This window comes from Streptomyces sp. NPDC088097, from assembly GCF_044741845.1.
Classification (GTDB): Bacteria; Actinomycetota; Actinomycetes; order Streptomycetales; family Streptomycetaceae; genus Streptomyces.
On record NZ_JBIUTJ010000003.1, the window covers coordinates 594,829 to 606,223 of the forward strand.

The following is an 11,395-nucleotide window of genomic DNA, read 5'->3' on the forward strand; positions in this document are numbered from 1 at the left end:
ATGGGCTCCCGTCTCAACAACATCCAGCGCCGCGCTGCCGAGCACGGCCGGTTGCGCACCGGCTACACCCAGGGCAACCGGCCGATGCGGTCCGCTACCTGGGTCGTCACCTCTCACTCCGAGGAGCACGTTCGCACGGCCGCCGAGCTGTGGGGCGGCGACGTCCAGGAGTGGACGCCGCTGAACTCCACGATCAAGCAGTGGAGGGTGATCACGAAGGCGTCCGCGATCGAGGCCCTGATCACCCCTGGCGACCCGCTCAACCAGTACAACGAGATGTGGTCCAAGGGCGGCTGCGCCCGGCGCTGCGACGGCCAGACCGAACTCCTCACCCGCAAGCCGTGCATCTGCGCGGCGACGTTCGGCGAGGACTGGCACCAGCAGCCCAAGGGCCGTGTCTGTTCCGCCACGTCCCGTCTGAACGTGATGCTGCCGGACCTGTCCGGTATGGGCATGTGGCGGGCTGAGACGCACTCGTTCTACGCCGCGTCGGAGTGGGGCGGCATGGTCGACATGGTCCTTGCCGGTACCGACGGGCGGGGCTTCGTGCCGGTGACGCTGCGGATCGAACCGCGGCAGCGGGTCGCGAACGGGGAGACGAAGAAGTTCCCCGTGGTCGTCGTGGAGCTGCGCGGGATCACCCCGCGCCAGGCCCTCGCCGGTCCGATCTCCACCGCGCTGGCCCTCGACCCGACCGGGTCCCGGGCGGTCGCCGCGATCGAAGCCCCGCGCCCCGACTACCTTGCCGACGCTGCGGGCGCTCTGACCGTCGACGACGTCCAGGACGTGTACCGGGCCGCGCACGCGGCTGGGCACCTGAATGACGAGCTGATTGCCGCGCTGAAGGAGCGCGCGGACGCCGTGAAGGAGCCCGCGCAGCCGATTCCGGCCGCCACCCCACCAGCGCCTGCGCCGGACGAGGAAGGCGTGTACGAGGGCGAGTTCGTCGAGGACGAGGAGTCGTCCGGCTGGCCGGCGGTCGCTGCTCCCGGATCGGGGGCCCGCGCATGAAATTCGCCGACGTCCGGAAGCTCGCGTTCGACACCGAAACCACGGGCCCCGACCCCACCCGGGACCGCATCGTCACCGCCGCCCTCGTCGCCCGTGGCGGCGGCTTCCCCGACCGCACCATGTCGTGGCTGATCAATCCGGGGATCCCGATCCCGGCCGAAGCCACCGAGGTCCACGGCATCACCGACGCGAAGGCCGCCACCGGCGCCACCCCGGCCGCCGCCCTCGACGACATCGCCCACCACATCACCCTGGCCCTGATGTACGGCATGCCGGTCGTCGCCTACAACCTCAGCTTCGACTGGACCATCCTCACCCGCGATGCGGAACGGCACCGCGTCCCGGGCCCCGCCGACCGGGTGCCCGAAGGCACGGTCCTCGGGCTAATCGACCCGCTCGTCATCGACAAGCAGTTCGACCGCTACGTCAAGGGCAGCGGCGCACGGAGGCTCAAGCCCACCGCCGAGCGGTACGGCGTCGAGCTGGCCGACTGGCACACCGCCGAGGCCGACGCGCTCGCCGCGCTCCTCATCGCCGAAGCCCAGTTCGAGCGGTACCCGCACCTCAACGACTACGCCCCCAGCTTCCTGTTCGAGCAGCAGCAGCGGTGGCGAGCCGACCAACAGGCCAGCCTCCAGCAGTGGTTCCGCACGAAAGCCAGCCCGGAGCAGGGCGGCGACCCGAACAAGGTCATCGACGGCTCGTGGCCCCTCATCCCTCACCAGCAGAACGGAGGGCGCTGATGTTCGGCAGGAAATCCCAGAAGATCGCCAACCTCGAAAGGCTCGTGCGGATCCGTACCGCCGAACTGGCCGACACCCGCGAGGACTACAAGGCTCTCCGTGGCGACGTCCGGGACATCGTCCTCTCGGACCTCGACTCGGCCGCCGTCCAGAACGCGCGTCTCGCTCGCGCTGTTCGGGCCTGCGCCCGCTACCGGGCCGAGCTGTCCAAGCAGGGCCGGGCGTCGAAGCGGCTCGCTAGTCAGCTCCTCGACGCGACGGGCCACAACGGTAGGCCGCTGGAGCCCGCCGCCCGCGTGGCCCTCGGGATCACCCCGAAGGACGTGGCCAAGTGATCGCGACCACAGCGGCCAAGCTCCGCAGCATCAGTTACGGCGGGGGTGTCCAGTCAACGGCCCTGCTCGTCTTGGCCGCTACCGGCCGGATCGACTTCCGCACGTTCCTCATGGCCAACGTGGGTGACGACTCCGAGAACCCGGCCACGATGCGCTACCTCGACGAGCACGCCCGCCCGTACGCCGCCGAGCACGGTATCGAGCTGGTTCTCCTTGACCGCGTCATGGTCCGCTCTGGTGAGACCCGCACGCTGCACGGCCAGCTCACCAAGGAGGGGTCCCGGTCCCTAGCCATCCCGGTGCGGATGTCCAACGGGGCGCCCGGCACCCGGTCGTGCACGGCCGACTTCAAGATCAAGGTGATCGGCAAGGAGCTGAAGCGACGCGGCGCCACCGCGGGACGCGTATGTAGGGCACATCGCGCCGAGCAACCCGGGACAGCTTGCGAGGAGGACGGCACCCCGTACCTGTGTGGGGACGGCCCGCGGCAGGACTGCCCGAAGTGCGTACAGCCGAACGTCGCCACCATCGGCATCGGCATCAGCGTCGACGAGGTCCACCGGGCCAACAAGCGGCACTGCGAACCGCACGAGGAGATCGTCTACCCGCTCCTCGACCTGGGCCTCCGGCGTACGGACTGCGCGCGGATCATCCGTGACGCCGGCCTCCCAGTCCCGCCGAAGTCGTCGTGCTACTTCTGCCCGTTCCACCGGCCCGAGACCTGGCACGACATGCGCCGCAACGAGCCGGACCTGTTCGAGAAGTCGTGCCAGCTCGAAGACCTCCTCAACGACCGTCGCGACGTGCTCGGCAAGGACCACGTCTACCTGACCCGGTTCGGAAAGCCACTTCGCGAGGCCATCCCCGACGGTGTCGACCTCCTCCCCATGTTCGACGAGGCCGAGGGCCTCTGTGACTCCGGATGGTGCATGACATGACCACCGCCGTAACCCCCGCGACCGGGATGCCGTCCACCCTCCCGGCCGCGGGCACCAACCCCGCCGACCTCACCATCACCGTCCTCGGCCACCGCCCCGCCCCGCAAGGCAGCAAACGGCACGTCGGCCGCGGCCGACTCATCGAGCAGTCCACCCGGGTCAAGCCCTGGCGAGCCGTCGTCGACGCCGCGGCGCGGGCCGCCGTCACCGGGGCCCCGCTCGACGGCCCGCTCTCGGTCGAGATCGCATTCACCGTCCGCAAGCCCGCCTCGGCACCGAAGACCCGCCTCACGTGGCCCACCACCCGCGACAGCGGCGACCTCGACAAGCTCCTCCGCTCCACCTTCGACGCCCTCACCACCGCGGGCGCCATCGCCGACGACTCCCGGATCGTCGAGGTCACCGCCCGCAAGATGCACCCCGGCGAAGGACTCGACGCACTCGACCAGCCCGGCGCCATCATCCGTATCTGGCAGCTCACCCCGGCGGTGACCCGATGAAGACCCTGCCCATGCTGGTGTGGAAGGCCGACGCCACCTGCGCCCAGTCCGACCCCGAATCGTTCTTCCCCGAGCGTGGCCACTCGATCGCCGCTGTCAAGCGGGTGTGCGCGGTATGCCCGGTCCTGGATCTGTGCCGGGACTACGCCCTCACGCACGGCGAGCAGCACGGAGTGTGGGGTGGCCTGTCCGAGCGGGAGCGCCGGGCCCTGCGCGCGGGGACCAAAACCGCTCCCGAAGAGGCAGGCCGGGACTACAGCGAGGTGGACGCATACATCCGCGCGGGCGAACTCGGCGACACCGACATCGCCCGCCTCTGTGACCTGCCGAACTCCACGGTCCACACCCGCCGTGCCCTCCTCGGTCTGTCGCCGAATTCCCAGCAGCGCACGCCGCTGGAGGTGTTCGCGGAGATGACGCGCAGCGTAGGAGACGGCCACCGCGAGTGGACCGGACCGGCAAACGTGATCTGGGAGGGTCGCCACCTCGCACCTACGCGAATCGCGTTCCTCGCCGGTCACGGCCGCGAGGCTGCGGGCCACGTGCGCGTGACGTGCGGGCATAAGGGCTGCGTCGCTCCCGCGCACCTCGCCGACCGCGAGCTACGCGACGCGTGGGCCGCCGCGTGACGCCGGTCGCCGCGGCCTGGATCCGCGACACCGTCCTCGTCCAGTCGGCTGCCTCTGTTGGCCCGGTGGCCGGGGGACCGTCTCCGTGCCAGACGCGCCGCACCTGCCGGGCCTGCCAGGTCGGAACGCACGACGCGTGCGCCGGACACCTGGAGGACCGGGAGAAGAGCGTGTACGGGCCCGGCCTGGCCTGGCCGCCGCGCGCCTTGGTTCACACGGCGGGCCCCGACTGTCGGGTCCGGTGCGCCTGCCGGACCTGTCACCCGCCGCAGCAGCTCGGACTGTTCGGGTGACCGGCCGCCGCCCCCGCCGGGCACCGCCTCCACCGGCCGCCGGCCAGCTCCTCGACTGGTCCAACGCCTCCGTCCACTGGTCCCGCGACCCGAGGCCGTGCAGGTACTGCGGCTTCGACACCCACCTCCGCGACTCCAAGCGCAGCCCCGCACACAAGGTCTGCGCCGAGGAAGCCATCCAAGCCCGGGCCGCAGAAGCGGCCGACGCCTACCAGCAGAACGGAACCCTCTGATGCCGAAGCTCAACCCCGCCCAGACCCCCGAGATCAAGCTCGACACAGCAGCCGCCCCCGTCGAGGTGTCCCTGTCGCCCGAGCAGCGCCGCGGCCTGTTCGAGCGGCCGGGTAGCACCGTCGTCGCCATCGTCGAGCTGACCAGCAAGTCGTACACCGGGCACGCCGACGACGAGGACAAAGAACCGCAGGTCAAGGTGCGCATCACGAGCTGCGAAGTCGCCCGCTCCGACGCCGAAGCCGACACGCTCCGCGAGGCCAAGCGGGCCATGTGGAGGGCCCGCCGCATGGACGGAACGCTCGACGAGATCGGCCCCGGCCCGCGCGACGCGGAGTCCGTGATCGCCGACGCGTTCGGCGAGTACCCCACGGAGAGCGAGTACCAGGGCTACCAGCGCGTCAAGGCGCAGGCCGAACGCGACCAGTTCGTGCGCTGACCATTCCACCGCCCGCCCGGTAACCAGGCCGGCGCCCGGGGGTTCAACGCCCCCGGGTCGGGCTTCACCATCCCGCACTCGCACCACGAGAAGAGGACCGCACGTGAGGATTCGGCACTCCCGGCTGACGAGGGACTTCCTTCAAGTCCCCAACGCCACTGTGCGCGACGACCGCATGAGCCACATGGCTCGCGGCATCCTCGTCGAGCTCCTCAGCCGGCCCGACGGATGGAAGACAAGCTGCGACGAGATGTGGCAGGCCTCGGTTGCCAAGCACGGGAAGGACAGCCCTGGTCGCCGGCAGTTCCGCTCTGCCTTTGCGGAGTTGAAGAGCTTCGGCTACCTGCTGTCCGAGCGGGAAGTTCTTGTCGGCGGTCAGCACGCAACCTCCCTCGTCGTGCAAGACGTTCCCGCAGGTCACTCCGACGTGCCACAGGGCGGTACGTCGGCGCGACCTGGACAAACGGGCAAAGCCGCAGGTGGGACCGACGTACCACACGGTGGTACGCCGGAGGGCTCCACCGACGTACCAGATGGTGGTACGTCGGTGCGACCTGCACAAACGGCCATCGGCGCAGCTCAGCCCGACATGCCACCTCCTGGCACGTCGGCGCCACCTGCGGAAACAGACATAACCGCAGGTCACTCCGACGTACCACACGGTGGTACGTCAAATACAGAACACAGAGAGACGAACACGGGGGTTAAGAACACTTCCCCCGACACGTCCAGCGGTGAGGAAGACGACCCTCACCTCTCGGCATTCGGAGCCTTCTGGATCGTCTACCCCAAGAAGATCCACATGGCGAAGGCCAAAACCGAGTGGATCGCCGCAATCCGCAAGGGCATCAACCCCCGCGACATGGTCAACGCCGCCCAGGCCTACGCCCGCGAAGTCTCCGGCAAGGACCCCCAGTACACGAGCTACCCCGCGAACTGGTTGGCCAACGAGCGGTACCACGACGAGTACCCCGAACCCGACATGCGCCCCGCACTCCGCGCCGTGCCCGCCGCCGCACCGAACCAGGCCTCCGCGCGCCGCAACGCCAGCCGCAACGTCCTCGACCGACTCACCGACGAACTCCGAGCAGCAGCAGGAGGAGACCAGTGAACCCCGAAGAGATCCCCCAACTCCTCAAGCAGGTGTCCTACGCCGACCCGCGAGTCCTACCCGACGACGAACACGAGATCGTCGGCCTCGCCGCGCTCTGGGCTGAAGTCCTCAAGGACGTCCCCGCCCAATACGCCATGTACGCCGTCGGCAAGCACTACGCCATCAGCCCCTTCCCCATCAAACCCAGCGACATCTCCACCCGTTGGCAAGCAGTCGTCCGCGACCGCATGAACCGCGACGCCGACCCCGAGCCCCCCGGCATCGACCCCGACGACGAGGAGGCCTACCGCACCCAGCTCGCCGCCCGCCGGCTGGCCGTTGCACAGGGCCACACCGACCCCGTCCAAGCACGCGAACTCACCGCCGTCCCCGAAGACGTCCAACAACGCCTGAAGCAGATCGGCCGGTACATCCCCGACCACGTCCGCGAGCAACTCGCCGCGCATCGCCCCCAGAAGGCCGACCGTGAGGCCGCCGTCCGCCGAGGCCAGGCCGACCCGCTCAGCGTCTCCTGCCCCTGGTGTGACGCCGCCGTGGACCAAGCCTGCCGAGGACGGCGCGTCACCCCCGGCCATGACCCGGAGAGCAAGCGGCAAGGGCGCCGAGCCCCGCACCCGTCCCGCATCGACGCCGCCCGCGCCCACCTCCACGCCGCGTAGGGACAGACCGTGACCGACATCGAACCTGCTGACGTCCGGGCCATGCGCGAGCAGGGCGACATGCGCGCCTACCTCCGGCAGCTCATCGCCACCGGACGCGACCGCGGCAAATCCGCGCCAGCGCCCACCACCGACCCGGACCCGCACGGAATCCCGGGCGCCTGGCCGCCCCGCAGCCGACCACCCCACCCGATACCCACAACCCCACCCGAAGCCTGGGAAACAGCCCTCCAGCGCCTCCGCACCGGCACCCAGACCGGCACCCGATGCGAATGCCCCGGCTGCAACCACAACACCAGCAACCACCCCGACGCCTGACCGCCCACCCGGTTCATCCCGCTCCTCGCGCCCAGGAAGGACACCCCATGACCCGCCAGCCCCCGACCGACATCGCCGTCCTCGCCCCACTCCAGCACCTCATCGACCAGATCGTCCGCTCCACCCCCATCGGCGCGACCGAGCAGCTCGCCGCCGAGCTGACGGTGCAGACCGCCGTCTGGGTCGGCAAGCACGTTCTCCCCGCTACGCCTGGTCTGGCTCCGTTCGTTGCTGCGGTGGACGTCGAGAGTGGTCGGCAGCTCGCCAAGTTTGGAGACCAGCGACACCCCGACGGCACCGGCCCGAACACCGAGGTCTGGATCCCGCTCCTCCCCGCCAGCCGGGCCGCCGACGCAGCACTCACCCGATGCCAGCGTGCAGCCGAGCGCGGCAACCTGACTTGGCAGCACATCCTCGACAAGGAGGTCGCCGAGGTCCGCGCCGAGTCGAACCCCGCGAAGTTGCGCGCCGAGCTGGTCCAGGTTGCCGCGGTCTGCGCGGCCTGGGTGTCCGACCTCGACCGGCGCCCGGTCAGCGAAACGCCGCCGCGCCGGGCCGTGTGCCAGCACTGCCGCACCGAGATCGAGTGGATCGACTGCCCGCACGCCGGCGGCTGGTGGGCGCACGACGGCCACCCCGCCGACGGACACGACGCCGACCCCCAGCCCGAGCGCCCCTGACGCAGACGGCCGCCCCGGGGGCTATCCGGGGCGGCCACCCCCAGCACACCACAGACCAGGAGCAGCACACCATGACCCTCACCCCGAACCCATCCAGCCCCTTCGCCACCGCCGCGGCCGACGTCCGGCACATCCTCCCCACCGTCACCTTCTTCGGCGCGCCCCGCCCCGGCGCCCTCGTCCTCACCAGCTGCGACCGCCTCGCCGTCGTCCCCACCGAACCCCTCACCGAGACCAACCCCACCACCAGCACCCCCGACGGCCTCTGCCCGAGCTGCGTTGCCGCGATGAACGGCGTCAGCGAGCAGCCGGCCGAGCCGTCGCGCCGGTGCAGCGAATGCACAGCGACTACCCGGCACGACGGTCTCTGCGTGCTCTGTCGGATGGAGGCCCACGACGAGTGGTGGGCGCAGCAGCAGGCGGAGACGACCCCGTGAGCGGCCCCTCGAAGGTCCCGGCCGGGGTGCGCCCCGGCCGCCCGGGCGTCACCTGGGAGGCCACCACGGCCCGCGTCGAGCAGCACATCGACGACGACGCCCCCGACCCCACCCCCAACCGCGTCACACGCCGAGCAGCAGCCCGAGCCGCACGAAAGAGGAACCGATGACCAACCTCACCCGCTTCCCGAAGTCCGGGTTCGCCCTCCACTGCCCCGACGGCCAGGACTTCGCCGCCCTCCCCGGCCAGTTCCCCGACGGACGCCGCACCATCCGGTTCTGCACCGGCAGCGAGGACACCGGCCACGCCGAGGCTGCCGTCCCCCTGGAGCAGCTGGAGGAGGTCATCGCCGGGCTCCGCGAGATCGCCCGGCGGCAGGACGGGCCCGCGCCCGTGCCGCGCCGTCGCCTGACCGAGCTGGAGCACGACCGGGCCTGGCACACCATCGAAGGCCTCGACTGGGAAGCCACACACGACCCGGGGACCGTCCTCAACGCCGTCCTCCGCGCGCTCGGTATCGACCCGCCCGCCGTACCGCTCCCCGGAGCCCTGATCACCGCCGAGCAGCTCGCCCACGCCCGAGACACCCTCCCCGACGGCTCCGTCATCAGCGCCGAAGCCATCCGGCTCAACGTCGGCATCGACCCCGAAGCGTTCAGGACCGTGATCCGCCGCTCCCTCCGCGGCGACCCCGGAGACCCGCGGTGAACGGCTGGTGGTGGGCCGCCCTCGCCATCGCCGTCCAGATCATCGGAGCCGCCCTCATGAGCCTCCTCCTGCGCCACGGCGAGCAGCAGGCCCGAGCCGCGCGCCGCTCGCCTCAGCACACGCCCGCGTGGGCCCGCACCGACCACCACCGCCACGACCACGGAAGGCACCGACGATGACCACCGCCGAAGAACTCGCCACCCTGCGAGCCCGCGCCCTCGAACGAGCCAACGCCCTTGCGGACTCATGGGCCAGCGACCCCACCCTCGTCACCCGCTCCTCCGCCGCCGACCTCTTCGCCTCCGTACTCGAACTCAGCGGCTGGGAACAGGGCAACCCCGAGCCCGCGCCGCTCCGCCTCGTTACGGACAGGAGCAGCCGATGACCCCCGCCGAGGAACTCCACGCCGCCGCCCAGCGACTGCGCGCCGCCATACTCCCCGGCGGCGTCGGCGCCCCCCTCGCCACCCTCCTGGAACGGCAGGCCAAGCGGGCCGCCGAAATCGAGCAGTACCTCGGCGGCGAGTTCCAGGACAGCGACCTCGGCCAGGACACCCGCGACGCCCTTGCCGTGGCCCGGGAGATCCTCGGGAGCCAGCCGTGACCGAACAGCCCGAGATCCTCCCCGCCCTGCACTTCACCACCGCAGGCCCCGATGGCCAACCCATCACCTACCGCGTCGACATGGGGGCACCCATAAGCCTCCGCGACCGCGAACTCCTCCGAGCCCTCATGTCCACCGCCCACAAGCTGCTCACGGCCAGCGAGCACGCCGCACGCTTCGCCGAGGAGGGCCAGCCGTGACCGAGCAGCCCAGCCGCCACACCGTCGACACGATCACCAGCGACGCACTCGACCAGCTCTACGCCCGCATCGACACCCTGGAACACGTCGCGGAACGCAACAAGCAGGCCTACAAGCTCGTCGTCCGCGACGTCCAGGCAGCCACGCAGCTCCTCAAGGAGGGCAAGGCCGCCCTCAGGCAGGCCAAGCTCGACCAGCTCACCGACCGCGAGGCCATCAGCTACTGGACGCATCAGGCCCAGCTCGCCCGCGACTACTCCGCGTACGACGGCCGCGCCCTCGCCTCGACGATCCTCCAGGCCCAGCGTCAGGCCGCCCGCGCCGACCAGGCCGAGGCCGCCCTCGACCGTCTCCACCAGCTGCACGCCGACCGGGGCGGCTGGTGCGCTGAATGCTGCGCCCCCGACTGCGAAAACAACGAGGTCGCCTGGCCCTGCCCCACCATCCGCGCCCTCGACAATCCCCAGGAGCCCACCCCGTGAGCCGCCTCCGCGCGGTCCTCACCCGCCTCCGGACCGTCTTCAACGTCCCGCCCCCATCCGAGCACATCGGCGGACCCGCCTGGGACTGCCCCGCCTGCCTCGACGAGCAACTCACCGACCCGACCTGCCCCGCCCACCGGAAAGGCGCCCCATGACCGACGAGGAACGCGACCAGGCCCTCCGCCAGCTCTGCCACTTCACCAGCCTCGCCGCCCCACTCCTTGCCAACTTTGCCCCCGACTCAGCCGCCCAACTCCACGAGGTACGGGCGCAGCTCCTCACCGCAGGACTCGCCGCCCCACTCCCCACCGACACCTGCGCGTGCGGCCACCCTCGCGGCAGCCACGAGTACGGCGGCTGCCAGGAGGAGTACGACTGCTACTGCGACACCTGGAGGACCCCGTGAGCCCCCGCGATCCCGCCAACCTCGCCGCCCGCAACCTCCTCGCAGCCCGCCTCATCGAACGGCACGGCCTCGACCCCCTCGACGCCCACGCCGCCGTCACGCGTCTCCACTGCGGCCTGCCCACCGAACACGAGGTCATCGCCCGGCAGGAAGTCCGCGCGATCGTCGGCGAGCTTCAGCAGCGCCTCACGGAGGCCCTCGCGCCCATCGCCACCGCCATACGGGCCTTCGGCGAGGCCATCACCCGCAGCATGGCCCAGCTCCCCCCACCCGGCCGCAGCCAGCGCGCCCGACCGGCCTGGCAGTCCCCCTACGGCCCGCCCCGGAAAGGCCACCGCCGATGACCACCCTCCCGCCGTTCTCCGGCGACGAACCCACCTGCGGCAAGTGCGGATGGACCGGCGCCAGCACCGAATATCTGCCCATGGGGGACTGCGTCCACGGCCCCGGCGACCGCAGCGTCACCCTCGGCTGGACGGCCAACGAGCGGCTCCACCGCGAGTGCCAGCGCTGCCGGTACCAGTGGGACGAAGCCATCGCCGAACGGGCCAACCAGAGCAGCGCGGCTGCGGCCTGCTCAATCTGCCAGGGCCGAGTACTGCCGTCCCCGTACACCTGCAACCACGAGGCGACCCCGTGAGCATCTGGCACCTGCTGATCATCTGCCT

Annotated in this window: 24 protein-coding genes; all 24 read left to right on the top strand. The window is 71.0% G+C overall.

Annotation, left to right across the window (positions count from 1 at the left end; all coding sequences use genetic code 11):
• Window positions 1–1,011 (top strand): hypothetical protein, encoded by a 1,011-nt coding sequence (locus ACIOD1_RS12755; RefSeq protein WP_401901966.1) that lies wholly within the window; start codon window positions 1–3, stop codon window positions 1,009–1,011.
• Window positions 1,008–1,754, top strand: a complete 747-nt coding sequence (locus tag ACIOD1_RS12760; protein WP_401901968.1) for an exonuclease domain-containing protein — start codon at window positions 1,008–1,010, stop codon at window positions 1,752–1,754. The genes ACIOD1_RS12755 and ACIOD1_RS12760 overlap by 4 nt, the downstream gene beginning before the upstream one ends.
• Window positions 1,754–2,089, top strand: coding sequence for a hypothetical protein (locus ACIOD1_RS12765; protein WP_401901971.1), 336 nt, complete (start codon window positions 1,754–1,756; stop codon window positions 2,087–2,089). Before ACIOD1_RS12760 ends, ACIOD1_RS12765 begins: the two co-directional genes overlap by 1 nt.
• Window positions 2,086–3,027, top strand: a complete 942-nt coding sequence (locus ACIOD1_RS12770) for a phosphoadenosine phosphosulfate reductase (protein ID WP_401901973.1) — start codon at window positions 2,086–2,088, stop codon at window positions 3,025–3,027. The genes ACIOD1_RS12765 and ACIOD1_RS12770 overlap by 4 nt, the downstream gene beginning before the upstream one ends.
• The gene (locus ACIOD1_RS12775; protein ID WP_401901976.1) at window positions 3,024–3,527 is read left to right on the top strand and encodes a RusA family crossover junction endodeoxyribonuclease; all 504 of its coding nucleotides are present in this window, start codon (window positions 3,024–3,026) and stop codon (window positions 3,525–3,527) included. Before ACIOD1_RS12770 ends, ACIOD1_RS12775 begins: the two co-directional genes overlap by 4 nt.
• Window positions 3,524–4,156 carry a WhiB family transcriptional regulator gene (locus ACIOD1_RS12780; protein WP_401901978.1) on the top strand — a complete coding sequence of 211 codons (633 nt, stop codon included), beginning with the start codon at window positions 3,524–3,526 and terminating at the stop codon, window positions 4,154–4,156. Before ACIOD1_RS12775 ends, ACIOD1_RS12780 begins: the two co-directional genes overlap by 4 nt.
• Before the next feature lie 289 nt (window positions 4,157–4,445).
• On the top strand, window positions 4,446–4,682 hold the full coding sequence (locus ACIOD1_RS12785; RefSeq protein ID WP_401901981.1) for a hypothetical protein: 237 nt from the start codon (window positions 4,446–4,448) through the stop codon (window positions 4,680–4,682).
• Complete coding sequence (locus ACIOD1_RS12790; protein ID WP_401901984.1) at window positions 4,682–5,119, top strand: hypothetical protein; 438 nt, start codon at window positions 4,682–4,684, stop codon at window positions 5,117–5,119. Before ACIOD1_RS12785 ends, ACIOD1_RS12790 begins: the two co-directional genes overlap by 1 nt.
• 802 nt (window positions 5,120–5,921) lie before the next feature.
• The gene (locus ACIOD1_RS12795) at window positions 5,922–6,230 is read left to right on the top strand and encodes a hypothetical protein (protein ID WP_401901987.1); all 309 of its coding nucleotides are present in this window, start codon (window positions 5,922–5,924) and stop codon (window positions 6,228–6,230) included.
• Window positions 6,227–6,892, top strand: a complete 666-nt coding sequence (locus ACIOD1_RS12800; RefSeq protein WP_401901990.1) for a hypothetical protein — start codon at window positions 6,227–6,229, stop codon at window positions 6,890–6,892. Before ACIOD1_RS12795 ends, ACIOD1_RS12800 begins: the two co-directional genes overlap by 4 nt.
• 9 nt (window positions 6,893–6,901) lie before the next feature.
• Window positions 6,902–7,210 (top strand): hypothetical protein, encoded by a 309-nt coding sequence (locus ACIOD1_RS12805; protein ID WP_401901992.1) that lies wholly within the window; start codon window positions 6,902–6,904, stop codon window positions 7,208–7,210.
• A gap of 47 nt (window positions 7,211–7,257) precedes the next feature.
• Window positions 7,258–7,890 carry an NUDIX hydrolase gene (locus tag ACIOD1_RS12810; protein ID WP_401901995.1) on the top strand — a complete coding sequence of 211 codons (633 nt, stop codon included), beginning with the start codon at window positions 7,258–7,260 and terminating at the stop codon, window positions 7,888–7,890.
• A 71-nt stretch (window positions 7,891–7,961) separates the two neighbouring features.
• Entirely contained in the window at window positions 7,962–8,327 is a 366-nt protein-coding gene (locus tag ACIOD1_RS12815; protein ID WP_401901997.1) for a hypothetical protein, read from the top strand.
• Window positions 8,324–8,497, top strand: coding sequence for a hypothetical protein (locus tag ACIOD1_RS12820; protein WP_401901999.1), 174 nt, complete (start codon window positions 8,324–8,326; stop codon window positions 8,495–8,497). The genes ACIOD1_RS12815 and ACIOD1_RS12820 overlap by 4 nt, the downstream gene beginning before the upstream one ends.
• Window positions 8,494–9,036: a hypothetical protein gene (locus ACIOD1_RS12825; protein WP_401902002.1), complete on the top strand. Its 543-nt coding sequence runs from the start codon at window positions 8,494–8,496 to the stop codon at window positions 9,034–9,036. Before ACIOD1_RS12820 ends, ACIOD1_RS12825 begins: the two co-directional genes overlap by 4 nt.
• Window positions 9,033–9,215 carry a hypothetical protein gene (locus tag ACIOD1_RS12830; protein ID WP_401902004.1) on the top strand — a complete coding sequence of 61 codons (183 nt, stop codon included), beginning with the start codon at window positions 9,033–9,035 and terminating at the stop codon, window positions 9,213–9,215. Before ACIOD1_RS12825 ends, ACIOD1_RS12830 begins: the two co-directional genes overlap by 4 nt.
• Window positions 9,212–9,421 carry a hypothetical protein gene (locus tag ACIOD1_RS12835; protein ID WP_401902007.1) on the top strand — a complete coding sequence of 70 codons (210 nt, stop codon included), beginning with the start codon at window positions 9,212–9,214 and terminating at the stop codon, window positions 9,419–9,421. The genes ACIOD1_RS12830 and ACIOD1_RS12835 overlap by 4 nt, the downstream gene beginning before the upstream one ends.
• Window positions 9,418–9,639 carry a hypothetical protein gene (locus ACIOD1_RS12840; protein WP_401902010.1) on the top strand — a complete coding sequence of 74 codons (222 nt, stop codon included), beginning with the start codon at window positions 9,418–9,420 and terminating at the stop codon, window positions 9,637–9,639. Before ACIOD1_RS12835 ends, ACIOD1_RS12840 begins: the two co-directional genes overlap by 4 nt.
• Window positions 9,636–9,839 carry a hypothetical protein gene (locus ACIOD1_RS12845; protein ID WP_401902013.1) on the top strand — a complete coding sequence of 68 codons (204 nt, stop codon included), beginning with the start codon at window positions 9,636–9,638 and terminating at the stop codon, window positions 9,837–9,839. Before ACIOD1_RS12840 ends, ACIOD1_RS12845 begins: the two co-directional genes overlap by 4 nt.
• The gene (locus ACIOD1_RS12850) at window positions 9,836–10,321 is read left to right on the top strand and encodes a hypothetical protein (protein ID WP_401902015.1); all 486 of its coding nucleotides are present in this window, start codon (window positions 9,836–9,838) and stop codon (window positions 10,319–10,321) included. The genes ACIOD1_RS12845 and ACIOD1_RS12850 overlap by 4 nt, the downstream gene beginning before the upstream one ends.
• Window positions 10,318–10,476, top strand: a complete 159-nt coding sequence (locus tag ACIOD1_RS12855; RefSeq protein WP_401902018.1) for a hypothetical protein — start codon at window positions 10,318–10,320, stop codon at window positions 10,474–10,476. Before ACIOD1_RS12850 ends, ACIOD1_RS12855 begins: the two co-directional genes overlap by 4 nt.
• A complete protein-coding gene (locus tag ACIOD1_RS12860) occupies window positions 10,473–10,727 on the top strand; it encodes a hypothetical protein (RefSeq protein ID WP_401902021.1) in 255 nt (84 codons plus the stop codon). The genes ACIOD1_RS12855 and ACIOD1_RS12860 overlap by 4 nt, the downstream gene beginning before the upstream one ends.
• Complete coding sequence (locus ACIOD1_RS12865) at window positions 10,724–11,071, top strand: hypothetical protein (RefSeq protein ID WP_401902024.1); 348 nt, start codon at window positions 10,724–10,726, stop codon at window positions 11,069–11,071. The genes ACIOD1_RS12860 and ACIOD1_RS12865 overlap by 4 nt, the downstream gene beginning before the upstream one ends.
• Entirely contained in the window at window positions 11,068–11,367 is a 300-nt protein-coding gene (locus ACIOD1_RS12870) for a hypothetical protein (RefSeq protein ID WP_401902027.1), read from the top strand. Before ACIOD1_RS12865 ends, ACIOD1_RS12870 begins: the two co-directional genes overlap by 4 nt.
• Window positions 11,368–11,395 lie beyond the last annotated feature (28 nt).

Bases quoted from the DNA above. Each gene is read 5' to 3' on its own strand.
- ACIOD1_RS12755 (WP_401901966.1), top strand. From the start codon at position 1: ATGGGCTCCCGTCTCAACAACATCCAGCGCCGCGCTGCCGAGCACGGC.
- ACIOD1_RS12760 (WP_401901968.1), top strand. From the start codon at position 1,008: ATGAAATTCGCCGACGTCCGGAAGCTCGCGTTCGACACCGAAACCACG.
- ACIOD1_RS12765 (WP_401901971.1), top strand. From the start codon at position 1,754: ATGTTCGGCAGGAAATCCCAGAAGATCGCCAACCTCGAAAGGCTCGTG.
- ACIOD1_RS12775 (WP_401901976.1), top strand. From the start codon at position 3,024: ATGACCACCGCCGTAACCCCCGCGACCGGGATGCCGTCCACCCTCCCG.
- ACIOD1_RS12780 (WP_401901978.1), top strand. From the start codon at position 3,524: ATGAAGACCCTGCCCATGCTGGTGTGGAAGGCCGACGCCACCTGCGCC.
- ACIOD1_RS12790 (WP_401901984.1), top strand. From the start codon at position 4,682: ATGCCGAAGCTCAACCCCGCCCAGACCCCCGAGATCAAGCTCGACACA.
- ACIOD1_RS12795 (WP_401901987.1), top strand. From the start codon at position 5,922: ATGGCGAAGGCCAAAACCGAGTGGATCGCCGCAATCCGCAAGGGCATC.
- ACIOD1_RS12810 (WP_401901995.1), top strand. From the start codon at position 7,258: ATGACCCGCCAGCCCCCGACCGACATCGCCGTCCTCGCCCCACTCCAG.
- ACIOD1_RS12815 (WP_401901997.1), top strand. From the start codon at position 7,962: ATGACCCTCACCCCGAACCCATCCAGCCCCTTCGCCACCGCCGCGGCC.
- ACIOD1_RS12825 (WP_401902002.1), top strand. From the start codon at position 8,494: ATGACCAACCTCACCCGCTTCCCGAAGTCCGGGTTCGCCCTCCACTGC.
- ACIOD1_RS12835 (WP_401902007.1), top strand. From the start codon at position 9,212: ATGACCACCGCCGAAGAACTCGCCACCCTGCGAGCCCGCGCCCTCGAA.
- ACIOD1_RS12840 (WP_401902010.1), top strand. From the start codon at position 9,418: ATGACCCCCGCCGAGGAACTCCACGCCGCCGCCCAGCGACTGCGCGCC.
- ACIOD1_RS12860 (WP_401902021.1), top strand. From the start codon at position 10,473: ATGACCGACGAGGAACGCGACCAGGCCCTCCGCCAGCTCTGCCACTTC.
- ACIOD1_RS12870 (WP_401902027.1), top strand. From the start codon at position 11,068: ATGACCACCCTCCCGCCGTTCTCCGGCGACGAACCCACCTGCGGCAAG.